Below are 22,660 nucleotides of genomic sequence, written 5' to 3' on the forward strand. Positions count from 1 at the left end.
GTTCCCTCACCCCCGCCTACCTCGCACACGCAGGAGATTGAAGTCCCATGGCTGAAGTTCTCGTCTATGTCGATCACGTGGACGGTGCCGTCCGCAAGCCCACCCTGGAGCTGCTGACGCTCGCCCGCCGCCTCGGCGAGCCCGTCGCCGTCGCTCTGGGCGCCGGTGCGGCGGACACCGCCGCGGTGCTCGCCGAGCACGGCGCGGTCAGGGTGCTGACCGCCGAGGCCTCCGAGTTCGCCGACTACCTCGTCGTGCCGAAGGTCGACGCGCTCCAGGCCGCCTATGACGCGGTGTCCCCGGCTGCCGTGCTGCTGCCCTCCTCCGCGGAGGCCAAGGAGATCGCGGCCCGTCTGGCGGTACGCATCGGCTCCGGGATCATCACCGACGCCGTCGACCTGGAGGCCGGTGATCAGGGTCCGGTCGCCACGCAGTCCGCTTTCGCCGCCTCGTACACCACCAAGTCCCGTGTCTCCAGGGGTGCCCCGGTCGTCACGGTCAAGCCGAACTCGGCCCCGGTCGAGCCGGCACCGGCCGCCGGCGCGGTCGAGGCCCTCACGGTCTCGTTCTCCGAGCAGGCCACCGGCACCAAGGTCCTCTCCCGCACTCCGCGTGAGTCGACGGGGCGTCCGGAGCTGACCGAGGCCGCGATCGTCGTGTCCGGCGGCCGTGGCGTCAACGGCGCGGAGAACTTCCACGTCATCGAGGCGCTCGCGGACTCGCTGGGTGCCGCGGTCGGCGCCTCGCGTGCGGCGGTCGACGCGGGCTGGTACCCGCACACCAACCAGGTCGGCCAGACGGGCAAGTCCGTCTCGCCGCAGCTGTACATCGCCTCGGGCATCTCGGGCGCCATCCAGCACCGGGCGGGCATGCAGACCTCGAAGACGATCGTCGCGATCAACAAGGACGCCGAGGCCCCGATCTTCGACCTCGTCGACTACGGCGTCGTCGGCGACCTCTTCAACGTCGTCCCGCAGCTCACCGGCGAGATCACCGCCCGCAAGGGCTGACCCGCCGGCCACACACGCACACGGCACGGCCAACGGCCCGGGGCCGCACGGTGGAACCCACCGCGCGGCCCCGGGCCGTTTCCGGTCGATCAGCCCAGCAGTTCCTCGATGAGGCCGGCCGCCCGCGGGGTGCCGCCCTCGGCCCGCGCCTCGGCCCTCAGCCGCGCGGAACGGCCGGCGACCTCCGGATCGGCGAGAAGTTCGGTCAGTGCCGTACGCAGCGCCTCGGCGGTGGCGTCCGCGGTGTCGAGGCGGCGGGCGACGCCGAGTTCCACGAGCCGGTCGGCGTTCATGAACTGCTCGGCACCCTGCGGTACGGCGATCATCGGAACCCCGGTGTACAGCCCTTCGGAACTGCCGCCCATCCCGGCATGGGTGACGAAGGCGTCCGCCTGCTCCAGGATCGCGAACTGCGGTACCCAGGAATGCACTTCGACGTTGTCGGGGATAGCACCGAGCTCCGCCCGGTCGGTGTGCCTGCCGACCTGCAGAACGACATGCCAGCCGGGCAGGTCCCCGTACGCGGCCAGACACTGGCGGTAGAACTCCGGCCGGTTGGTGTACGCCGAACCCAGCGAGACCAGCAGCACCCGCTCCGCGTCCGTCGGGCGGGCCCAGGTCTGCTCGGCGGCACGCCCGCCGAAGCAGGGGCCGACGAACGTCACGGTGTCCGTGTCGACGTTCTCCCCGTGCGGCTGCATCGCCCGGGGGATCAGGGCGAGGGTGTGCTGGGGGCGCCCGGAGAAGGCGTCCATGTCGGTGGTGGACGCGCCGCAGCCGGCGAGCCACCGGGTGAACTTCGCCCGGTACGCGTCGGCACCGGGAAGCGCCCACAGGTGGGCCGCCACGTCCTGCTCGTAGCCCTTCCAGGCGACGAGGGTCGGGGACAACTGCATGAGAGGACGCTTCTGCGACTCGGCCAGCGCACGCGCCGCGTACGCGCCGATGTCGTACAGGTACAGGTCCGCGGGATCGTCGTCGTAGAAGGCCCTCAGCTGAGGAAGGGCCTGGACGGCGTCGTCGAGGAAGAGGCTCATCGCCCCGATGGGGTCGTCGGGCCAGTTGTTGTCGGCCACGGGCAGGACGGAACCGTAGGGGACGAATTCGGCACCGGTGGCCTCGATCCGGTCGGCCACGGCCGGGCCGTTGGCGTACGTCACCCGGTGGCCGCGGGCCACCAGTTCCCGGATGACTTCGAGACCCGGCAGTACGTGGCTGACGGCGGGGATGCCGATCATGGCGATGTGGGCACGGCGACGTGACATGGAAGATCACTCGATTCAGGTCTGCGGCGGGAGCCCTTCGTCGGGATCAGGCGTGAGCCCAGCTTGATCCGCACGAGAGGCCCGGAAGGACACGGCGCACCCGCGCGCGTCGACCGCTGCGGCCCGGGGGCCGGGTCGTGGTCGCGCACTGGGCATACCGGACGGAGTCGGGGCACTGCCCCGCCCTGCGTCAGCCGTAGAGCTGCTGGAAGAACATGCGAAGGACGATAGCCGGTTGCCCCGGCCCGCGCACATGGAATTTCGACGGACCGGGGCAGCCACCGTCACGCGGACGGGGCGGCGGCTTCGAGCGCGTCGACGGTGCCCGACATGATGGTGCGCACATGGGCTGTGATGTGTTCCGCCGGCCAGTCCCACCAGGCCACGGCGAGCAGCCGGGCGACGTCCTCCTGGTCGTAGCGCGTGCGCAGGAGGCGGGCCGGGTTGCCGCCGACGATTCCGTAGTCCGGCACGTCCTTGGTGACCACGGAACCGGCGCCGATGATCGCGCCGTTCCCGATGCTCACCCCGGGCAGCACGGTGGCGCCGTGACCGAACCAGACGTCATGACCGACGACGGTGTCCCCCCGGTTGGGCAGCCCGGTCAGCAGGTCGAAGTGGTCCGCCCACGATCCGCCCATCGTCGGGAACGGAAAGGTGGAGGGGCCGTCCATGCGGTGGTTGGCGCCGTTCATGATGAACCGCACCCCTGTGCCCAGGGCGCAGAACCGGCCGATGACCAGCTTCTCCGGGCCGTAGTGGTAGAGCACGTTCCGGGTCTCGAACGCGGTGGCGTCGTCCGGGTCGTCGTAGTACGAGTACTCCCCCACCTCGATCAGCGGGGACTTCACCAGAGGGCGCAGCTGAACCACTCGCGGCTGGCCGGGCATCGGGTGGAGGACGGTCGGATCGGCCGGTACCAACATGTCGTGCGGTTCCTCACGGGCGGCGGGCAGGACCGGTCCATGATCGTGCCCGCCGCCCCGCGGTGACAACGGTTTACCGGACGGCCCCGGAAGGAGGCCGCCCGGCACTCCGGCCGGGGATCAGGGCTGGAGCGGCATCGTCCAGCAGTTGGACGACGTGCCCTTGCCCGAGAGGCGGTCGGTCATCCAGGAGATCGCATCGCCCTGGTCGGTGATCAGCGGGACCATGTGGTTGGTGAGGAGCTTGTCCCCGAGGTTCGGCAGAACGATGGCGTCGTACGTGACGTCGGCGCCCTTGCGGCACCAGTCCACGGCGAGTTGGCGCGCCTGGGCGTGGGGGACGATGTCGTCCTGCACACCGGTGGCCAGGCGCACCGGGCCGGTGGGCTTCAGGGTGCCGATGCGCTGCCTGTCGAGGGCGGCCTGCGCCTTCGGCTCGGCGGCTATGACGGCGCCGAGGGACTTCCCGCTGGTCGTCCATTTGGTGCTCTTGGTGAAGCCGTAGCCGAAGATCGCATCGCCGACGCACATGGTGGAGGCGTCCTTCAGCGCGGCCCGGCCGGCGTCGTTGACGTTGGCTTCGACGACGTTCCTCAGATCGGGGTCGGCCTGGGCGAAGCCGTTGATCGACCAGGCCAGGGCGCCGGCGAGGGCGCTGCCGTCGATGCCCTTCATGGTCGCGGTCAGGTCGGCGGGCGGTGCACCGGCGTAGGTGCCGGCGAGCTTGACGTCGGGTGCGTAGGAGGGCTGGAGTTCGGCCGCGGACGCGCTGGCTCCGCCGCCCTGGCTGTACCCGTACAGACCGGTGCGAGAGTCGGCCGTGATCGAGGTGCCGGGCAGTTGGTGTGCGGCGCGGGCCGCGTCCAGCAGGGCGTGGCCCTGGTCGAGCCGGTTGACGTAGGTGTGGAGCCGGTCCGTCGTGCCGAGGCCGACGTAGTCGGTGACCACGACGGCGACGCCTGCCGAGAGCAGCCGGTAGATGGCCAGGGTCTCGTAGCCGACCGACACGGTCTCACCGCTCAGGGTCAGCGGGTGCTGAAGGGTCATGGAGGGTGCGCACTGGTCGCCCTGGCCCACGGTGCCCGAGGCCAGCGCCACCAGGGGACGCGGGCCGGAGCCCTTCCAGGCGGCGGAGGGTTCGATGTAGGCGCCGGTCACCGCGACGGCCTGCCCGCCCGAGTCGGTGGAGCGATACATCAGCCGGGTCGCCGTACCCGGCATCGGACGGCCGTCCAGACCCGGCAGGCTCAGCCCGAGCGGCAGCGGCTCGTGGCGGATCACCGCGCCGTTCGCGGAGGGCAGTTGGGCCGGCGGGTTGTAGAAGTCGGGGATGGTGACCCCCCGGGACACCACGGGCTGCGCGCCGTCGGTGGCGGACGCGGGTGCGGCGTACGCGGCCACACAGGCCGCGGCGGTCACGGCGACGGCCACCGCGCGCATGCCACCGGCGCGTGGCCCGCGTGCAGCGGAAACCATGGGGGACGTCGTGGGGGAGGTGGAAGGCGAACGGGTGCTCTTGCGGCTCACAGCTCACTCCTCGCTCTGCTCGGAATGCGGGTGAACGCAAGCTAGCAGCGGCCCTTACCGAAGGTAACCCGTCAGTAAGTTACGCTGTGGTAACTGTCGTGGAGGCGGCGTTCGGCAGGGGACGACACCTCGCGCCCCCGGCAGGGCGGTAGCGACAGCCCCGGCACGCCGGTCGCCCTCGCCCCCCATCCCCGCCCGCATGAGTGGCCGGCCCCACCACGCGTCGGTCCACACCGACGCCGGTAGCACCGGACCCCTGCGGTCATGGTCCGGGCACCCACGGAGAGGCATCCGGCCGGCGGGCGGCGCGGGGGCCGGCGCAGAGGTGAACGAGTCCGCCCTCACCAGCACGGGCCCGAAAGCCACCCGCCGAACTCCCCCTCCGCGCAGGTGCTTTGATCGGTTCTCCCCGGGATGCTGGGCAGCAAGGAGCCCTCACACACGGTCTTCCGCGCTATTCGACGGCCCTCAACATGGTTGAGAAATCGCCGAATTCACAACAACATCTCCCATCAGGCACAGGAGCCCCGTGCGCAACATGACTTATTCCAACTAGAGTTCTGTCATGCCCATCTCGCCGGCCACACGATTAGATCGCCGGCAGACGGCCGACTGCGGCATTCCCGCCCGGCCGGACGCTACTGATACATCCGGAAACAGCAGCGCACAGCCTCGCGGAAGCTTCCCGAGGGCTCCTGCGAAGCGCGAGGTGCCGCCGGCCGGACCGCGAGGAAGCACCCGGGCAGGCCCCGCCGCAAACCGGCGCGCGCGCCGAAACCCGCCATCTCGCGGACGCCCGGGAACCTCCTTCCCTCCCGCGTACACGGCGGCAGGGAAGTCGGCCGATTGCCGACCCGCCGCCCGGAGCCGACCGTCTCCACCCCCGTCCCCGTCCCCCCGCAGTCGGTCTAGGCAGCCAACAGACCCCCGAACCCGGGCACTACGGAGTACAGACACGATGGAATCCCACCCCCATGGCGAGCAGCACGGCCCGACCGGAGACATACGCACCGGAACCGTCTCCCCGATTCTCGTGAGGGCCTGATGACCGAACTGATACTGATCATCGCCGCGTTGGCGGCCGGCGCCGGTGCGACGCTCTACTTCCACTTCAAGGCCCGCGCCCAGAAGCGCCGCGCGGACGGCCTCCAGCAGCACATCGAACAGTTCGGGCAGCAATTGCGTGCAGCCGAACAGTTCGCCGGACACATCGCGCACACCGTCATTCCGGCCGCCGCGGCACATACCCGGGCCGGACAGACCTATCATCCCGACCTGGCCGTTCCGCCCCAGCTGGTGCACACCCAGATGGCGGGTGCTCTCGCTGCTGTCGCGGGTCAGGCCTGCTCCGCCATCGATCAGACCCAACAACTGGCGCAGAACGCCGCACAGGACCAGCTCGCGCAGGTGTGGGCTGAAGCCGAGCAGCGCATCGCCCAGGCACGGCAGGAGTCTGTGGACGTGGCCCGGGCAGCAGTACGCGCCTTCGCCTCCAGCACCGTGCAGCGGGCCGCGAAGCTGAGCAGCGCGATCAGCGCCGGCGTGCGCCGCCATGTCTCGGACGAGGCGTACGCCACGCTGGTCGAGATGGACCACCTGGCCCAGCAGATGCTGCTCACCGCGTCCGGGTACGGCGTCCTGGCCGGCGACAAGCTGTCGCGTCGCTGGCCGGCGACCACACTCACCGACGTCGTCCGCACGGCCATGGGCCGGGTCGAGGGCTATCAGCGCATCCAGCACACGGACCTGGAATCGTTCGCCGTGCAGAGCCGCGCCGTGGAAGCCGTCGTCCACGCTCTCGCGGTGCTGCTGGACAACGCGCTGCGGTACTCCCCGCCGAACGCCCGCGTACACGTCTCGCTGGAGCACGGGGCGAACGCGGCCTTCCTCGTCGTGGACGATGCCGGACTGCGGATCGAGGACGAGCGGCTGACCTGGGCGCGCGAGGTGATGTCCGGCAAGCAGCGGGACGACATCACCCAGCTCGGTGCCTACCCGCAGACCGGACTGCGCGTCGCGTCCGTGCTCGCCGACCAGTACGGCTTCCGTGTCGAGCTGACGGCGCCCAACCTGTACGGCGGCACCCGCGCGATCATCGTGCTCCCCCAGGCCCTGCTGACGACGCCCCAGCCTCCGCGTCCGTCGTCCGTGCAGAGCATGCCGGCCGCCCGCCCGGCCGCCGCCCCGGAACCGGCGCCGGCGCCGGCGGCCACGTCCACCACGGCCAGCGGGCTCACCGTCCGGCGGCGCACCGCGCGCCCGGCCGACGAGACGGGGCCCGCCGCCGGGACGCGCCCGGGCCCCGCTCCCGTGGAGCCGGGAACCCCCGCCGTGGCCGCCGCGTGGATGGCAGGCAGCCGCCGCAGCCGGGACAACGAGAACACCGCCAGCACTGACGAAGGACGTTGATCATGTCGGACACCCACTCGAACGCCCTGGGCTGGCTGCTGGACGAGCAGCTGGGATCCGTGGAGGGCGTCCGGTACGCAGTGCTGATGAGCGGCGACGGCCTGCTCAAGGCCCGGACGCAGACCATCGGTCAGGAGGACGGCGAGAAGCTGGCCGCCCTGACCGCCTCGCTGCGGGCCTCGGGCCGGGCGTGGGACGCCTTCACCGGTGGCAACGGCGTGCGCCAGCAACTGATCGAGAGCGTCGAGCGGATCGGCCTGACGACGGCGGCCGGTCAGAACACGATGCTCTCGGTCGTCACGACGGGACCCCACGCCGACGTCGGTCTGATCAGCCATCACATGGCGCTGCTGGTGGTCCGCCTGGGCGAGCAGCTCGGCACCACGGAACGCAGGCCCGTCCTCCATCCGGACGGAGGCACCGCCGTATGACCGGTCCGCGGCATGACCCCGACATGGTGAGGCCCTACGTCCGCACGGGCGGACGGGTCCGCCCGCGCCGGAACGTCCTTCTGGAGAGCGTGGTCATCGCCGCGCCCAGCCCCACCGGCGAGCTCGGGCCCGACGCCCGGCGGGTGATGAGCCTGTTCGTCGTGGGCGGTGGCGGGCTGGCCGTTGCGGACATCGCCGCCGCGTTGCAGCTGCCGCCCTCCACCATCCGGATCCTCGTCTCCTCCCTCATGGACAGCGGCCATCTGGCAAGCCCGGCGGCCGCTGTGAACGATCAGCCCGAAAACGACCTCCTGCAGAAGGTGCTTGATGGACTGCGAGAACTGGTCTGACACGGCGAACACCGTCTCGTACGTGCCTGCCACGGTGACCCGGTCCGCCAAGATCGTGATCGCCGGCGGATTCGGCGTCGGCAAGACGACCCTCATCGGCAGTGTGTCCGAGGTGCGGCCGCTGCGGATGGAAGAGCCGATCACCGAGGACAGCGTCGGGATAGACGATCTGCGCGGCACACCGAAGAAGACCACGACGACCGTGGGCATGGACTTCGGCCGCATCCACCTGGCCGGCGGTGCCCTTGCCCTGTATCTGTTCGGACTCCCCGGACAGGTCCGCTTCCAGCCCCTGTGGGAGGACCTCGCACAGGGCGCTCTCGGCTGCCTCGTCCTGGCCGACACCCGCGATCTGGAGGCGAGCCACGAGGCTCTGAGTCTGCTGGAGAGCGAGGGCATCCCCTACGCGGTCGCGATCAACACCTTCCCCGACGCTCCCGTCTACGACCCCGACGAACTGCGCCAGGCCCTCGCCCTGGACCCTCACACGCCGCTGACCACCTGCGACGCACGCGACCGTACCTCCGCCCTCCAAGCCCTGATCACGCTCACGGAGTACTTGATCGCGCACCGCGCAGCCCTCTCCCTGGAGCCCACCCCATGACCTTCGCCAGCTCCGTGCCCCCGGTCGCACCGGGCAGGGTCGCTCTGTACGAGCCGGGCTTCGCCGCCGACCCGCACGCCGCCTACGAGCGGATGCGCAGGACCTACGGTCCCCTGGTGCCCGTGGAGTTGTCCCCCGGCATCCCGGCCACACTGGTGATCGGCTACCGCCAGGCGCGCCGCATCCTCAACGACCCCATGTACTTCCCGCCCGACCCGCGCATCTGGGAGCAGCAGGTCCCGGCCTCGTGCCCGGTGCGGCCGATGATGGAGTGGCGCCCCAACGCCCTGCGCAACGGCGGGGCGGAACACGCCCGTTACCGCTCGGCCAACACCGCCGCCATCAACGCCGTCGACCAGCACCACCTGCGCGCCCAGGTGGAGAAGATCGCCTCGGAGTCCATCGGTGATTTCCTCACCACCGGCAGCGCCGATCTGCTCACCCAGTACGCCTGGCCGATCGCCTTCCGGATCCTGAGTGCTCTGCTGGGCTGCCCCGACGAGATCGGGGCCCGTATCGCCGACGGGATGGCGCGCATCTTCGACACCACCGACGCCCATCAGGGCAACCAGATCCTCGGCCAGGCCCTCGCCGACCTCGTCGCCCTCCGTCGGCGCGATCCCGCGGACGACATCACCTCGCGTCTCCTGGCCCACCCGGCGGAGTTGACCGACGAGGAGCTCAGCCACCAGCTCGTCACCCTCTACGGCGCCGGTATCGAGCCGCTGACCAACCTCATTGCCAACACCCAGCTGAAGATCCTCACCGACGAGGAGTTCTCCGCCGGGCTGCACGCGGGCCAGTCCACGGTGCGCGACGCGCTCGACACCGTCCTGTACACCGACCCGCCGATGGCGAACTACTGCATCACCTATCCGCCCTATCCCGCGGACATCGACGGCTTCCTGCTCCCGGCCCACCAGCCCGTCGTCATCTCCATGGCGGCCTGCAACAACGACCCCGAACTCACCCAGGGGCCGGCCGGGATCTCGGGCAACCGTGCTCACCTGGCCTGGAGCATCGGTCCGCACACCTGCCCGGCCCGCTCCCACGCCTACCTCATCGCCGAGACCGCGGTGACCTGTCTGCTCGACGCCCTGCCGGAGATGGATCTCGCCGTCCCCGCCGCCGAACTGCGCTGGCGTCCAGGCCCCTTCCACCGCGCCCTGGAATCCCTCCCCGTCCGCTTCGCCACCGCTCGCTGAAGGAGAGACACCATGTCCGAGCAGCCCATACTCGTCCTCGATCCCACCGGCTCCGACCGCCACGCCGAATACCAGGCGCTGCGCGATCGCGGTCCGGCCACCCGTGTGGACGTTCTCGGTGTGACCGCGTGGTCGGTCACCGACCCGACGCTCCTCAAGGAACTCCTCACGAGTCCGGAGGTCTCCAAGGACGCCCGCGCCCACTGGCCGGCCTTCGCCGAGACCGTGGCCACCTGGCCGCTGGCCCTCTGGGTCGCCGTGAGCAACATGTTCACCGCCTACGGAGGCGACCACCGACGGCTCCGGCGGATGGTGGCCCCGGCGTTCAGCGCCCGCCGTATCCAGGACCTGCGCGCATCGGTCGAGAAGATCGTCGCCACGCTTCTCGACGACCTCGAATCCCGCCCTGCCGGTGAAGTGGCCGACCTGCGCAAGGACCTCGCCTATCCGTTGCCGATCGCGGTGATCGGACAGCTCATGGGCGTCCCCGAGCACCAGCTCGACGGCTTCCGCACGCTGGTCGACGGAGTCTTCGACACCACTCTCACCGTCGAGCAGGCCACCGCGAACACGGCCGCGCTGTACGGGGCCCTCAACGGACTGATCGCGGCCAAGCGCGCGGATCCCGGCGACGACATGACCTCGCTCCTCATCGCTTCCCGCGACGACGAGGGGGACGGCGGCGCCCTCACCGACGACGAACTGCGCGACACGCTGCTCCTGATGGTCTCCGCCGGATACGACACCACCGTCAACGTGATCGACCAGGCCATCAGCGCCCTGTTGAGCGATCCCGCGCAGCTGGCCCATCTGCGGGCCGGGCGCGCCGACTGGAACAGCGTCGTCGAGGAGGCCCTTCGGCACGAGCCCGCCGTCAAGCACCTGCCCATGCGCTTCGCCCTGGCGGACATCCCCCTGCCCGACGGACAGACGATCGCCCGGGGCGAGGCGATCCTGGCTTCCTACGCCGCCGCCAACCGCCACCCCGGCCTGCACGGGGACTCCGCGGACCTCTTCGACGTCACCCGGCCCACGAAGGAACACCTGGCCTTCGGCCACGGCGTGCACTTCTGTCTCGGCGCCCCGCTCGCCCGCCTGGAGATCGCGACCGCGCTCCAGCAGCTCTTCGAACGGTTCCCCGAGGCCGAACTCGCCGTTCCCGCAGCCGAGCTGCAACCGCTGCCCTCCCTGATCAGCAACGGCCACCAGACCCTCCCGGTACGCCTGCGCCCGGCCGCCGGCTGACCCTGCGTCACGGCAGGCGCGTCACGGCGCGAAACGGTACGAGCGGGCTCCGCACGGGTCCCCACCACGCGAGTGGTGCGGGCCCGTGCGGAGCCCGTTCCTGCTTCGCGCCGGCCACCGCAGGCATGGAGGAGGGGGACCCCGATGCGGGGTCCGGTCCGGGGCCTCGGCGCCCACCCCACACCTGCGCCCGGAGGCGGCCCACCCGGCGACCGTTGACAGCACACTGCCCGCATGCCACTTTCGAAGCGCTTCGACGATTGTGGCGGTCGGGCGGGCGACCGCTGCCGCCACCCGGTCACACCCTGGGACGGACATGGCACTCTTCGACAACCCCGTGATACCCGGCTTCAGTCCGGACCCGAGCATCTGCCGGGTGGGCGACGACTACTACGTGGCGACGTCCAGCTTCGAGTACGTGCCCGGGGTGCCCGTGTGGCACAGCCGCGACCTGGTGAACTGGCGGCTGATCGGTCACGCGCTCGGCCGGCCGGACCAGTTGGAGCTGCCGGACACGGTTCCGGCCTCGTGCGGTGTGTACGCGCCCACCCTGCGGCACCACGACGGCCGCTTCTGGATGATCACGACCGTGGTCACCGACGCCGGCACCGTCCTGGTGACCGCGAAGGACCCCGCCGGCCCCTGGTCCGACCCGGTGTCGGTCGGCGTACCCGGCATCGACCCCGATCTGGCCTGGGACGAGGACGGCACCTGCTGGTGCGTGTACTCGGACGACGGCATCCGCGCCGTGCGCATCGATCCGGAGACGGGCCACGTGCTGGACGAGCCGGTGGCGTTGTGGTCCGGCACCGGTCTGCAGTACCCCGAAGGGCCACACCTGTACCGGATCGGCGACTGGTGGTACCTGCTGCTGTCGGAGGGCGGCACCGAGCGCGGTCACGCGATGTCGGTGGCCAGGGCCCGCAGCCTGCCGGGGCCGTTCGAACCGCACCCGGACAACCCCGTGCTCTCGCACCGCAGCACGAGCCACCCGGTGCAGAACCTCGGCCACGGGGACCTCGTACAGGCGCATGACGGCACCTGGTGGATGGTGCTGCTGGGTACCCGGCCCCGCGGCGACACCCCCAAGTACCACGGTCTGGGCCGGGAGACCTTCTTGGCGCCCGTCCGCTGGGAGGACGAGTGGCCGCTGCCGGGGCCGGTGGACCTGCGGGCCGAGGCTCCCGCACTGTCCCCGCACCCGTGGCCCGACGAGGCGGACCTGGACGACTTCGACTCCCCCGCGCTCGCGCCGTGCTGGGTGTCGCTGAGGCGGCACGACCCGGCCGCCGTCCGCCTGGACGAGCGCCCGGGGCACCTGGTGCTCCACGCCCGCGCGGACAGTCTCGACATGCCCGGCGCGCTCTTCGTGGGGCGGCGCCAGCAGGACCCCGACTGCACCGCCCGTACGCGGATCGACGTCGCCCCGGGAGGCCTGGGCGGGCTCGTCGCACGGCTCGACGAGGCACACCACTACCGCGTGGAGACGGACGGCGCCGGTACGGTCCACGTCGTCGCGAGGATCGGCCCACTGAGCCACAGCGTGGCCGAACGGACGGTGCCGACAGGCCCGTTGACCCTGCGGATAGACGTCACCTCCACCGTGACCCTGCCCCCCTCCCTCACGGACCCGGAGGCGACGGCCCCGCCCGGCCTCCGGGTCGGCGGGCCCGACACCTTCCATCTGGGGTACGAGACGGCCGAGGGCGACTTCGAGATACTCGCCGCACTGGACGGCCGCTACCTCACGACGGAGGTCGCCGGGGGGTTCACCGGTCGGGTCGTCGGCATGTACGCGACCCGGGGCAGTGCGGCATTCGACTGGTTCGGGCTGCGCCCTGCCTGACGCCGGGCACGGAACGCGCGCCCGGGGAGGGCGCGCGTTCCGTCCGCCCGCACTGTGCAGCCCTCAGTTCTGGTTCACCGGCCAGACCGCTGCCGGGTCGCAGTGGGCCGGGCACGCCAGGAGATAGACCTCGTTGCCGAGGAACATCCCGTAGGTGTCGGCCCGGACGCTGTAGGGCTGCTCCGGCAGGCCGGGGCGGACAGCGAATTCCATGCCTTCCGGCACCTGGCAGAGGTACTCCAGCTCGGCGCCGCACGCGCATGTGTAGTACTCGGGATCCTGCGCCCAGGACGGCGTGCCGCCCAGCTTGAAGGCCTGGGCTCCGATGCCCCGCGCGTCGGGGGCGTCCACGAAGGACCGCAGCGTCAAAGGAAGCGCGCACACCGACGGTTCGGGATCCGCGGCCGGACGATTCGCCTGCCGTTGAAGCAGAATGCGCCAGAAGGGCCGCGGGTAGGGCACCTGCGGAGCGTCCCAGTACTGAGGGACGAGGCGGCCACCGGCCGTCGCGGGCTCGGAGGCGTCGTTGTGCGCCCGGCAATGGAAGACGAGCAGATGGTCCCCGCCGAAGGGCTCCAGGTCCGCGGGCACGTCGAGCTGGAAGAGCAGAGCCAGCTTCTCCCCGCAGAAACACGAGGGCCACTCCTGCGCTGCGTCGAGGAAGGGCCACCCGCCGACGGAGTCACGGGCGGGCCGGTCCAGCGGGTCGGCCCCGACCTCGATCATGTGAGCAGGCAGTGCCGCCCGCGGCTTCCCCACGTCCAGTCCGTTCATCCGCTCACCCTATGGCCCGCCTGCGACCGTCGGCCGCGGGCAGTCAGGTCCGGCCGTGACGGGCGCGATCCGCCCTGTCCGGCCCGTCCCGGACCGACCGTTCGACCCCCATTCGCGCCGCCCGCGGGTCAGCGGATTTCGCGGTCGGCCCTCGCAGCGACGCGATATGCTGATGCAGATTGTGCAAGCGATGTGCAAAACGAGGAGGGTCATGGCTACTCGGGCGACCGACGCCGGGACGAACCAGAGCGTCGAACGAGCAGTCTCGGTGCTGCGCGCACTCGACTCCGGCCGCGCCGAACTACGCGTCTCCGACGTCGCCGAACTCACCGGGCTGGGCTCCTCCACCACCTCCCGCCTCCTGTCCACCCTCGAACGCCTCGACATGGTCGAGCGCGACCCGGTCAGCAACCTCTACCGGCTCAGCCTCGGCATCCTCCCCCTGGCCGCCACGGCCACCAATCGCCACCCCGTCCACCGCGCCGCCCGCATGGTCCTGCAGGAACTCGCCACCCGCACCGGACTGGGGGCCAACGTGGCCATCCGCCGCGGCACCGAGCTGATGTTCCTGTGCAATTTCGAGGGAGCGCGCGCCCCCAAGTCGTACACGCAGGCCGGACACACCGCCCCGCTGCACGCCACCAGCATCGGCAAGTGCCTCCTCACCGGGCTCACGCCCAAGGAGCGCCGCACGCTGCTCCCGGAACCGCTCGCGGCGCACACGGACTACACGACCACCAGCCACGACCTGCTCGACACCGAGATCGACACCGTCCGCCGCACGGGTTACGCCGTCGAGGCCGAAGAGCGCGCCCTGGGCCGCGCCTCCCTCGCCGCACCGGTCCGCGACGCCTCGGGGGACGTCGTGGCCGCCATCTCCCTGTGGGGCCCCACCTCCCTCCTCGGCGGGCACGCCGAAGAGGAAGGGCAGCGCCTCGCGCTGATCCGCGAGGTCATCGAAGCCGCCGACGCCATCAGCCAGGCGCTGGGCGCCGTCTGAGCCGGCGCGCGAGGGGCCCGGTACAGATCGGTCGACCTGTACCGGGCCCCTCGCGCCGCACCTACGCGCCGTACGCCTTGAACGCGATCACATGGGCGTGCGGCGCTCCGTGCGTCGCGTCCACCACGAGCCGCAGTGCGTCGGTGCTCACGGGCCTGCCGTCCTCGCCGCGCAGATCGTGTATGCGGTGCCGGCGGCGGTTGCCCGTCACCGTCACCAGCGTGCGCCAGCTGCCGTCCGGATCGCGGCTCTGGATGCGGTAGTCGCGAACCAGCTCCGGCATGACCTCGAAGGGGGTCCGGTGACGGTGCAGGTTGTTGAGGTACTCGTCCACGTCGTCGTCGAACACCACGCGCGTTTCGGTCAGCCGGCGCGCCTCCTCCCAGTCGAGGCGCAGCCACTGCGCCGCCTGGCCGGGGGCGGCCGGCAGCTGCGACGACCACATCTGCGGTCCGCCGTAGGGGCGCTGGAAACCGCCGACCGCCCGCTCGGGCAGGAACGCCGCGGTTTCCGGGGTGGCCCGGAAACCGAAGGTCCGGCGGCGCAGGCCGCGTGCCTGCCACTCCAGGACCAGCTGGCCGTCCTCCTCGGGAATGTCGTGGTCGACGGCCACGTCACCCTCGGCCCTGCTCCGCAGCGCGAGGACGCCGTCGGTGCGTACGGGGAGGAGGACGAGTGCCGCGCCCGGGCAGGCGCGCACGATCAGGACGACGTTCTCCGGGGCGGCCGGACGGTGGCCGAGCTGTGCCGTCACCCAGTGGGGGCCGCCGGCCGGCACGGTCACCTCCGTGGTGAGCAGATGGCCGACCGGGACGGCGTTCTCGGGGCGGCCGGTGCTCCACAGCTCCACGGTGAGTTCGCCCGGCCGCTCGCCCGGGGCGCCGTGCACCAGCAGGTCGACCGCGTCGAGCGCGGGATCGACCGGCAGCAGCAGCGCGAGGTCGCGGGTGAGCGGGTACGGCTCGCCGGGCGCGGCAGGCGTCGGCTCAGCGGCGAGACGGCTCAGGTGCGACGAGGCGCTGACCCGGGCCGTACGCGCCAGGTTGTCGGGGTCGTCGTCGGACAGACCGATCACCGAGGCGTCCTGCCGCAGCAGGGTGCGGCGCACCAGTTCGGGGCGGGTCGCGGTGAGTTCGCGGGGGCTGACGCCCTCGGCGACGCACAGCGCGGCGGCCGTGCCCGCGGCCTCACCGAGGGTGGCGCAGGTGGCCATCACGCGGGTGGCGCCGAAGGCGATGTGGGTGGCGGATATGTTGCGCCCGGCGAACAGGAGGTTGGTGACGTTCACCGAGTACAGGGAGCGCAGCGGGATGTGGAAGATGCCGTCCGCGTAGCGCTGGCGGGCGCCGGGCTCGTCGGCGTACATCCCCTGTACCGGGTGGAGGTCGACGGACCAGCCGCCGAAGGCGACACGGTCGTCGAACTGCCGCTGTTCCAGGACGTCCTGCTGGCTCAGCATGTGCTCGCCCAGGAAGCGGCGGTACTCGCGCTTGCCCGGGAGGCTGCCGACCCACTCCAGCGTCAGGTTCTCGGCGTCCGGGAACTCACCGGAGTTCTTGATGTGGTCCCAGATGCCCATCACCACGGCCTGGAGCTCGTCGCGGATGCGCTCGTTGTCGTGGACCGTGTCGATCTCGCCGCCCCACTCGACCCACCAGTAGTCGCAGCCGTTGTCGCCGGTGCGCAGCACACGGTTGCGCAGGATGGGCGTGGTGGTGAGGTCACTGGCGTACGCGGGCGGCACGAACTTCACCGGCCGGCCCGTGTCCTTGGTGTGGAACAGGATCGTCGACCCGAGCAGCGCCTCGTCCCCTTCCTCGGGCGCCCAGGGCTCGTCGAACTCCGCGCGCGCCTCACGGCCTATGCGGTAGCGGGCGCCCGCGAGGTGGCCGAGCAGACCGTCGCCCGTGCAGTCGAGGAACTGCCGGGCGTGGAAGGTGATGCGCCGCTCGGAACCCATCATCCAGCCGGTGCAGGAGTGCACCTCGCGCGCGTCGTCCGGACCGCTCGCGTCGACCTCCCGCACGTCGGTGTTGAGGTACAGGTCGATGCCAGGTTCGGCCCGGACCGCGTCGAGGACCACCTGGTCCCAGTAGTACGGGTTCCCCTCGGGGTTGCGGTACTGGTTCTCGGTGTACAGCTCGCCCATGACGCCGGTCTCCCGGGCCCAGCGGTGCACGCCGTGGGCGGTGGCTCCGCAGACCCAGACCCGGACCTCGCTACTGGCGTTGCCGCCCAGCACCGGGCGGTTGTTGACCAGGGCGACGCGCCGGCCGAGGCGGGCCGCGGCGATGGCTGCGCAGGTCCCCGCCAGTCCACCGCCGATGACGGCGATGTCGTAATGGACCTCTTCTTCCCGCACGGGGCGGCCTCCTCGATGTGAAGCACGGACTCTCTCCGCCGCAGCGGAGCGACCATGAACGTACATCACATCCATATTGTGCAACCACTGTTCAGTCAGTGGGATGTGTTGTAAGTTTCCGGCGCAGTCGACGAGACCGTCGCCGTGGGCCGTTGATCGAGCTCACGGCAGGTGCGCCGACCACATCGGCTCAGCACAGAAGTGGTGATTCACCGACCAATGGGGTTGACGCCTTCGCACGATATGGAGAACGATCCCGCATGCTGCAACTTGCGTTCAATGGAGCATGCATGGCATTCAGACAGGACCTCGGTCGAAGCAGGGGACGAGGGGGCTCACCGCCCACGCCCGGCCACGGCGTACCGGCCCGACGGCGCACGACCTACCGCGCCACGCCCAGCATCACCGCTCCCGCCCCGTTCGAGAGGACAGACCCATGAGTACGGCCGCACCTCCCCAGAAGGCCGCTCCACCCCGCGAGCGGACCGGCGGACGGCTCTCGAACGGCGCGTTCGCACTGCTGCTGACCGCACCGGGGCTCGCCCTGTTCGCCGCGATCATCTTCTATCCGCTGCTGTCGGCCCTGTTCACCGGCTTCTTCAAGCAGGACCTGCGGCTGCCGGGCCGCGAGTTCGTCGGCCTGGACAACTTCGCCTACTGGCTGGACGGCGACTTCCTCACGATCCTCAAGCAGACGCTGGTCTTCACCGTCGGCGCCACACTCGCCCCGTTCGTGCTCGGCTTCGCACTGGCGCTCGCGCTGAACACGGGCCTGAAGGGCAGCGGCTTCCTGCGCGGCCTCTTCCTGTTCCCGTGGGTGATCCCGGGCGTAGTGGTGTCCTTCCTCTGGATGTGGATCTTCAACGCGAACTACGGCGTGCTGAACGGGATCCTCATGGACGCCGGGATCATCGAGGAGTCCGTGTCCTGGCTCGGCCGGCCGGGCACCGCCATGCTCGCCGTCATCGTCACCAAGACCTGGGCGAGCTTCCCCTGGATGATGGTGATGCTCCTGGCCGGTCTGCAGACCGTGCCCAGAGAGCTGCACGAGGCGGCCTCGATGGACGGGGCGGGCTCGGTCCGGCGCTTCTTCGCCGTCACCTGGCCGCAGGTCCGCGGTGTCGCCTCGATCGTGCTGCTCCTGGAGTTCATCTGGAACTTCCAGCATTTCGACACCATCTACGTGCTCACCGGCGGCGGCCCGGCCGGCGCCACCGAGACCTTCGCGACCGCTGTGTACCAGACCGCCTTCAAGGGCTTCGACATCGGCCGGGCGACCGCGCTGGGCGGCCTGTGGATGCTGCTCCTGCTGCTCCTGGTCGTCGTCTACCTCAGGATCACCGAGCGGAAGGGCGACGCCTGATGACTTCCACGACCTCCACCCCGCTGTCCGGCGCCGACCGGCTGAAGCGGTCCGCCACGTCCGCCGGGCCCAGCGCCCGCCGCCGGATACGCAAGGATCTGCTGCGCTCACGGATCGCCGCCTGGACCGCGGTCCTGGTGATCGGCGCCTTCGGCCTCCTGCCGGTCTACTGGCTGCTGGCCACCGCCCTGAGCAGCCCCGAGCAGGCCTTCCAGTTCCCGCCCAGGCTCATCCCCACCGAAATCACCTTCAGCAACTTCACGGCTCTCGCCGAGAACGACCAGCTGATCACGTACCTGGTCAACTCGCTCGTCGTGGCCTCGATCACCGCCGTCCTGAGCGTGGTCGTCGCCACGTACATGGGGTACTCGTTCTCCAAGTTCCGCTACCGCGGGCGGCGCTCGCTGATGCACATGGTGCTGGCCTCCCAGATGTTCCCCCAGGCGCTCCTGCTGGTGACGCTGTACGCCGTCTTCTCCAGCTTCGGCCTGCTGAACACGTACACCGCCCTGGTGCTGTCCTTCACCACCTTCACGATGCCGCTGTGCGTCTGGATGCTGAAGGGCATCTTCGACACCATCCCGGACGCCCTCCTGGAGGCCGCGTCCATCGACGGCGCGTCCCGGTGGCGGACGCTGCACTCCATCGTGGCGCCCCTGGCCGCGCCGGGAATGATCGCAGCCGGGCTGTTCGCCTTCGTCCGCGGCTGGAACGACTTCATCTTCGCGGTGACCCTGGCCGACAAGGAGAAGCAGACCCTGCCTCCCGGCCTCGTCTCCACCTACATCGGCGAGTTCCAGGCCGCCTGGCCCGAGCTGATGGCCGCCTCGCTCGTGGTGTCCGTCCCGGTCGTCGTCGCCTTCATGTTCCTGCAGCGCTACCTCGTCGGCGGCATGACGGCCGGCTCGGTCAAGAGCTGAGAGCCCGCGGGATCCGCAGTTGGGTCGCGAACCGAACCCGCGGGATCCGCCCCCGCCCTCCCCCACGCATCTCCCTCCCGCCCACTCCCCATGGAGACACCATGACCACCTCTGGCATCAGCCGCCGCGGCGCGCTGCGCATGTTCGGTATCGGCGCGCTCGGTGTGGCCGGCGTCGGCGCGCTCGGTGCCTGCGCGCCGGCACCGTCCAACTCCGGCAGCTCCTCCAACGGAGGCGACACGAAGTCCAAGGACTTCGACTTCACCTCGTGGTCGCTCAACGAGGAGGCCGCCAGGCCCTCGATCGAGAAGATCATCGCCGCATGGGAGAAGGCCGAGCACTCCAAGGTCCGCGCGGTCTCCTACCCGTACAACGAGTACCTGAGCCAGCTCACCCTCAAGCTCGGCGGCGGGGAGACGACCGGCGCGGTGCACCTCGACATCGCCTGGCTCGCCGCGGTGGCGCAGATGGGCAAGCTCGCCGATCTCGGTTCCGTGGCCCCCAAGGGCGGCTACACCGATGTGGCGCTCAAGAGCGGTGTGTACGACGGCAAGCAGTACGGCCTGCCGTGGAACACCGGGTCGATCGGTGTCATAGCCAACTCCAAGCTCCTGGAGAAGGCCGGTATCAGGAAGCACCCCACCACCGTCGAGGAGTTCGAGGACGCGCTGCGGGCGCTGAAGGGGCTCGGAGGCGGTGTCGTGCCCTACGCCGCCGCCACCAAGGTCGCCCAGCTCAAGGACATCTTCCCGTGGATGCAGACCTTCGGCTGCACGCTGATGGAGGGCGGGAAGGTCACCATCGGGGATGACGCCTCCGTCGACGCGGTCACCTGGTACAAGAAGCTGCACGACGCGAAGCTGATCGCCGCCGATGTGGACCGGTTCGACGCGCGCGCCCTGTTCGGGCAGGGCAAGGCCGCCTTCTACGACGACGCCGTCATCGGCAAGGGCGTGACCTCGGCCCAGTCCAAGGACAAGACGCTGGCCGACACCATGCAGCCGATGAAGCGACCGGTGCTGAGCGCCGGAGACACACCGCAGGCACTGCTCTGGGGCGGTGTGATCGCGATCGTCAACGGCATGGGGCAGGACGCGGCGACGCAGTTCGCGCTGCACACCACCTCCGACCTCGCCACCACCTCCGAGTACTTCGCGACGCGGGCCCTGCCGCCGTCCACGACCGCGGGACTGGCCGACCCGAAGGTGGCCGAGGACACCTTCACCACCGAGTGGACCGAGAAGATCACCAAGACGGCGACCGGCAGCCCGTTCTGGCAGTTCGCGCAGAACGCGCAGATGGAGGAGGCCGTGGCCAAGCAGGTCCAGGCCGTACTGGTCGGCAAGTCGAAGCCGAAGGACGCGATGAAGAAGGCCGGCGAGGAGATCACCGCGCTCATCAAGCGCTGACCCGGCGAGCGGTCTTCCGGGGCTCGGTGAAGGCAGACGGCCTGCACCGAGCCCTTCGCCATGCCCCCATGATTCCGCATCAGACTTCCTGCATGCGTATCTCAACCGCTCATTGTGCATACCCTGTTCACCATATGGGATCTGTTGTAAATTCCGGCACAGCGGAGCAACGGACCGCCGAAGGTCCGGCCCCGTTCCCCCAGCCATCACGCCCGCGAAGGAGTCCACCTTGCGACGTCCCACGGCACGCGCGTACGCCGCCTCGGCCGCGGCCCTGGCCGCCCTGCTCGCCCCCGGCCCGGCCGCCCAGGCCGACAGCGCGGAGCCCTCGGCGGCCGCGGCGACGGTGATCGAGAAGGTCCCGTACGCGATGGACTCGTCGAACCAAGCAGCCTGGTGGACGCCCGCCGCCACCTACGAGGGCCGCGGCCAGTACACGTACTTCGCCTTCAACGAGCCCGGCACGACGGCTGCCACCCATCGCCCGGCCATCGCGCGTCGCGACCCCGACGGCGTATGGAGCCGGCTGCCGCTGCTCGGCACGAGCGGACAGCAGGCCGAGTTCCCCGACGACAACGGCCACAACCAGCCGTCCGTCGCACGCGACGGCAGTGGCCGCCTGCATGTGTTCACCTCCATGCACGCCAATCCGTGGCGCTACTTCCGCACCGAGGCCCCCGGTGGGGATGTCACGGACCACGCGGCCGAACTGCCCGACCAGGGCGAAGCCATCACCTACCCGGTCGTGACCACCGCACCCAATGGCGACCTGTACCTGGCCGCTCGCGTCGGCGCCGGCTCCGACCAGCGCCCCGGCCGCCTGTACCGCTGGGACAACTCCTCCGCGCAGTGGAGCGTGGTCGCCACGTTCGCCGGCGCACTGAACCGCTCGGTGTACCCCGACGACCTGACGGTGGACAGCGCTGGGCGCGTGCACCTCCTGTACGAGTGGGCCAAGGCCCCGGCGACCGCCTTCCGGCACCAGCTCTCCTACCTGCGCTACGACCCGTCGACCGGCACCTTCGCCGACAGCGCGGGGGCTACGGTCGCCACCCCGGTGACACCCGGCACGTCCGACGTGATCCAGGACCTCACCGCAGGTGAGGAGTGGAGCATCGACAACGCCTACACCGGCCCGGCGGTGCAGAGCGCCAAACTCACTCTCGACGGCTCCACTCCCAAGGTCGCCTACCGCTACCGCTCGGCCGACAGTGGCGGCAACTTCCGTGTGTACTACGCGTATCCGAGCGGTGACAGCTGGATCCGCCAGACCGTGTACGCCGGCGGCCAGACGGCCGCGGCTCTCGGGATCACCAGGGACGACACGGGCGCCGGACGCGTCTACTACGTGACCACCTCCGGCACCGACCGCGTCTTCGCCGCGACCCGGTCGGGCAGCACATGGGATTCGCTGTCCGCCGCACCGGGCGTGAGCGCGGACCGGCTCGCGGTGCGCCGTGACTCGGACGGGAAGGACGTGCTGTACCTCCCGGACACGGCGCACAACGCCCTCTACTACGGGCTGCTTTGAGGGCACGCCCCACCCGGTACTCGGGCGCTGTTGGCGAATTCAGATGTTGAGCCCGGTGTGAGTTGAAGCTCGCGCCTGGCTCTCCTGTGCTGAGGTGCGAGGATGCGTAAGTGGTGGCGGAAGCAGAGTGGGAGCGAGTGCAAGGCGAGCTGCGCTTCGGTCAGGTCTTCACGGGCACTGTCGTCCGGGTGCCCAGGCCGGGGGCGATCGGTGTCTTCGTGGACATTGGCCTCAGTGTCGGAGGGTTCGTCGACGTCGTGCTCTTGCCTCGTCGGCGAAGCGAGGACTGGCCTGTCGAGGGAACAGTGACCGATTTCGAGGTCTGGTGGGTGCACAGCGGTCACCAGCAGATACGGCTGAAGCCCTCTGACCCGCATTACCTGTGCGAGGACTTCGCCGACTTCGTTGCCCGATACAGGCCCAATTGGCCATCCGACATCGGCAAAGCTGTAAGCGGTTCTGGGGCCATCAATCCGTGAGCAC

At 70.4% G+C, this 22,660-nt stretch carries 19 protein-coding genes; 14 read left to right on the plus strand and 5 right to left on the minus strand.

Annotated elements, in window-relative coordinates:
* Window positions 1–47: 47 nt before the first annotated feature.
* The gene (locus OG538_RS07960; RefSeq protein ID WP_406091519.1) at window positions 48–1,010 is read left to right on the plus strand and encodes an electron transfer flavoprotein subunit alpha/FixB family protein; all 963 of its coding nucleotides are present in this window, start codon (window positions 48–50) and stop codon (window positions 1,008–1,010) included.
* Window positions 1,011–1,099: 89 nt separating this feature from the next.
* Here the strand turns inward: OG538_RS07960 and OG538_RS07965 are convergent, their stop codons facing one another.
* The 3 genes from OG538_RS07965 to OG538_RS07975 all read right to left on the minus strand — a co-directional run bounded on the left by OG538_RS07965 (window position 1,100) and on the right by OG538_RS07975 (window position 4,728).
* On the minus strand, window positions 1,100–2,275 hold the full coding sequence (locus tag OG538_RS07965) for a macrolide family glycosyltransferase (protein WP_406091521.1): 1,176 nt from the start codon (window positions 2,273–2,275) through the stop codon (window positions 1,100–1,102).
* Between the two features lie 284 nt (window positions 2,276–2,559).
* The gene (locus OG538_RS07970) at window positions 2,560–3,201 is read right to left on the minus strand and encodes a CatB-related O-acetyltransferase (protein ID WP_406091523.1); all 642 of its coding nucleotides are present in this window, start codon (window positions 3,199–3,201) and stop codon (window positions 2,560–2,562) included.
* Window positions 3,202–3,321: 120 nt separating this feature from the next.
* Window positions 3,322–4,728 carry a lipase family protein gene (locus OG538_RS07975; protein ID WP_406091525.1) on the minus strand — a complete coding sequence of 469 codons (1,407 nt, stop codon included), beginning with the start codon at window positions 4,726–4,728 and terminating at the stop codon, window positions 3,322–3,324.
* A gap of 1,044 nt (window positions 4,729–5,772) precedes the next feature.
* Between OG538_RS07975 and OG538_RS07980 the strand changes: the two genes are divergently transcribed.
* The 7 genes from OG538_RS07980 (at window position 5,773) to OG538_RS08010 (ending at window position 12,818) form a co-directional block, all read left to right on the plus strand.
* A complete protein-coding gene (locus tag OG538_RS07980) occupies window positions 5,773–7,137 on the plus strand; it encodes an ATP-binding protein (RefSeq protein ID WP_406091527.1) in 1,365 nt (454 codons plus the stop codon).
* Window positions 7,138–7,139: 2 nt separating this feature from the next.
* Window positions 7,140–7,568: a roadblock/LC7 domain-containing protein gene (locus OG538_RS07985; protein ID WP_406091529.1), complete on the plus strand. Its 429-nt coding sequence runs from the start codon at window positions 7,140–7,142 to the stop codon at window positions 7,566–7,568.
* Between the two features lie 23 nt (window positions 7,569–7,591).
* Entirely contained in the window at window positions 7,592–7,918 is a 327-nt protein-coding gene (locus OG538_RS07990) for a DUF742 domain-containing protein (protein WP_406100024.1), read from the plus strand.
* Entirely contained in the window at window positions 7,896–8,522 is a 627-nt protein-coding gene (locus OG538_RS07995; RefSeq protein ID WP_406091531.1) for a GTP-binding protein, read from the plus strand. Before OG538_RS07990 ends, OG538_RS07995 begins: the two co-directional genes overlap by 23 nt.
* Complete coding sequence (locus OG538_RS08000; protein ID WP_406091533.1) at window positions 8,519–9,727, plus strand: cytochrome P450; 1,209 nt, start codon at window positions 8,519–8,521, stop codon at window positions 9,725–9,727. The genes OG538_RS07995 and OG538_RS08000 overlap by 4 nt, the downstream gene beginning before the upstream one ends.
* A gap of 12 nt (window positions 9,728–9,739) precedes the next feature.
* Window positions 9,740–10,972: a cytochrome P450 gene (locus tag OG538_RS08005; protein WP_406091535.1), complete on the plus strand. Its 1,233-nt coding sequence runs from the start codon at window positions 9,740–9,742 to the stop codon at window positions 10,970–10,972.
* Window positions 10,973–11,288: 316 nt separating this feature from the next.
* Window positions 11,289–12,818, plus strand: coding sequence for a glycoside hydrolase family 43 protein (locus OG538_RS08010; protein WP_406091537.1), 1,530 nt, complete (start codon window positions 11,289–11,291; stop codon window positions 12,816–12,818).
* Between the two features lie 63 nt (window positions 12,819–12,881).
* Here the strand turns inward: OG538_RS08010 and OG538_RS08015 are convergent, their stop codons facing one another.
* A complete protein-coding gene (locus OG538_RS08015) occupies window positions 12,882–13,592 on the minus strand; it encodes a hypothetical protein (RefSeq protein ID WP_406091539.1) in 711 nt (236 codons plus the stop codon).
* 211 nt (window positions 13,593–13,803) lie between these two features.
* On the opposite strand from OG538_RS08015, the gene OG538_RS08020 reads away from it, so the two are divergent.
* Window positions 13,804–14,592 (plus strand): IclR family transcriptional regulator, encoded by a 789-nt coding sequence (locus tag OG538_RS08020; protein ID WP_406091541.1) that lies wholly within the window; start codon window positions 13,804–13,806, stop codon window positions 14,590–14,592.
* A 61-nt stretch (window positions 14,593–14,653) separates the two neighbouring features.
* Here OG538_RS08020 and OG538_RS08025 read toward each other — a convergent pair whose 3' ends face one another.
* Window positions 14,654–16,954 (minus strand): FAD-dependent oxidoreductase, encoded by a 2,301-nt coding sequence (locus tag OG538_RS08025; RefSeq protein WP_406091542.1) that lies wholly within the window; start codon window positions 16,952–16,954, stop codon window positions 14,654–14,656.
* Window positions 16,955–17,390: 436 nt separating this feature from the next.
* Here OG538_RS08025 and OG538_RS08030 point away from each other — a divergent pair, with 436 nt between their 5' ends.
* The 5 genes from OG538_RS08030 to OG538_RS08050 all read left to right on the plus strand — a co-directional run bounded on the left by OG538_RS08030 (window position 17,391) and on the right by OG538_RS08050 (window position 22,656).
* Window positions 17,391–18,317: a carbohydrate ABC transporter permease gene (locus tag OG538_RS08030; protein WP_406091544.1), complete on the plus strand. Its 927-nt coding sequence runs from the start codon at window positions 17,391–17,393 to the stop codon at window positions 18,315–18,317.
* The gene (locus OG538_RS08035) at window positions 18,317–19,237 is read left to right on the plus strand and encodes a carbohydrate ABC transporter permease (RefSeq protein ID WP_406091546.1); all 921 of its coding nucleotides are present in this window, start codon (window positions 18,317–18,319) and stop codon (window positions 19,235–19,237) included. The genes OG538_RS08030 and OG538_RS08035 overlap by 1 nt, the downstream gene beginning before the upstream one ends.
* Window positions 19,238–19,338: 101 nt before the next feature.
* Window positions 19,339–20,646, plus strand: coding sequence for an ABC transporter substrate-binding protein (locus tag OG538_RS08040; protein WP_406091548.1), 1,308 nt, complete (start codon window positions 19,339–19,341; stop codon window positions 20,644–20,646).
* Window positions 20,647–20,875: 229 nt separating this feature from the next.
* A complete protein-coding gene (locus tag OG538_RS08045) occupies window positions 20,876–22,177 on the plus strand; it encodes a BNR-4 repeat-containing protein (protein WP_406091550.1) in 1,302 nt (433 codons plus the stop codon).
* 110 nt (window positions 22,178–22,287) lie between these two features.
* Window positions 22,288–22,656 (plus strand): hypothetical protein, encoded by a 369-nt coding sequence (locus OG538_RS08050; protein WP_406091552.1) that lies wholly within the window; start codon window positions 22,288–22,290, stop codon window positions 22,654–22,656.
* The last annotated feature ends 4 nt before the right edge of the window (window positions 22,657–22,660 follow it).

This window comes from Streptomyces sp. NBC_01013 (genome assembly GCF_045162765.1).
In the GTDB taxonomy this organism is placed as follows: domain Bacteria; phylum Actinomycetota; class Actinomycetes; order Streptomycetales; family Streptomycetaceae; genus Streptomyces.

Excerpts from the sequence above, each read along its gene's own strand:
- OG538_RS08015 (WP_406091539.1), bottom strand. The coding sequence starts at position 13,592 with ATGAACGGACTGGACGTGGGGAAGCCGCGGGCGGCACTGCCTGCTCAC.
- OG538_RS08000 (WP_406091533.1), top strand. The coding sequence starts at position 8,519 with ATGACCTTCGCCAGCTCCGTGCCCCCGGTCGCACCGGGCAGGGTCGCT.
- OG538_RS08010 (WP_406091537.1), top strand. The coding sequence starts at position 11,289 with ATGGCACTCTTCGACAACCCCGTGATACCCGGCTTCAGTCCGGACCCG.
- OG538_RS08035 (WP_406091546.1), top strand. The coding sequence starts at position 18,317 with ATGACTTCCACGACCTCCACCCCGCTGTCCGGCGCCGACCGGCTGAAG.
- OG538_RS08020 (WP_406091541.1), top strand. The coding sequence starts at position 13,804 with ATGGCTACTCGGGCGACCGACGCCGGGACGAACCAGAGCGTCGAACGA.
- OG538_RS08030 (WP_406091544.1), top strand. The coding sequence starts at position 17,391 with ATGAGTACGGCCGCACCTCCCCAGAAGGCCGCTCCACCCCGCGAGCGG.
- OG538_RS07960 (WP_406091519.1), top strand. The coding sequence starts at position 48 with ATGGCTGAAGTTCTCGTCTATGTCGATCACGTGGACGGTGCCGTCCGC.
- OG538_RS08040 (WP_406091548.1), top strand. The coding sequence starts at position 19,339 with ATGACCACCTCTGGCATCAGCCGCCGCGGCGCGCTGCGCATGTTCGGT.
- OG538_RS07970 (WP_406091523.1), bottom strand. The coding sequence starts at position 3,201 with ATGTTGGTACCGGCCGATCCGACCGTCCTCCACCCGATGCCCGGCCAG.
- OG538_RS07990 (WP_406100024.1), top strand. The coding sequence starts at position 7,592 with ATGGTGAGGCCCTACGTCCGCACGGGCGGACGGGTCCGCCCGCGCCGG.
- OG538_RS08005 (WP_406091535.1), top strand. The coding sequence starts at position 9,740 with ATGTCCGAGCAGCCCATACTCGTCCTCGATCCCACCGGCTCCGACCGC.
- OG538_RS07965 (WP_406091521.1), bottom strand. The coding sequence starts at position 2,275 with ATGTCACGTCGCCGTGCCCACATCGCCATGATCGGCATCCCCGCCGTC.
- OG538_RS07985 (WP_406091529.1), top strand. The coding sequence starts at position 7,140 with ATGTCGGACACCCACTCGAACGCCCTGGGCTGGCTGCTGGACGAGCAG.
- OG538_RS07995 (WP_406091531.1), top strand. The coding sequence starts at position 7,896 with ATGGACTGCGAGAACTGGTCTGACACGGCGAACACCGTCTCGTACGTG.
- OG538_RS07980 (WP_406091527.1), top strand. The coding sequence starts at position 5,773 with ATGACCGAACTGATACTGATCATCGCCGCGTTGGCGGCCGGCGCCGGT.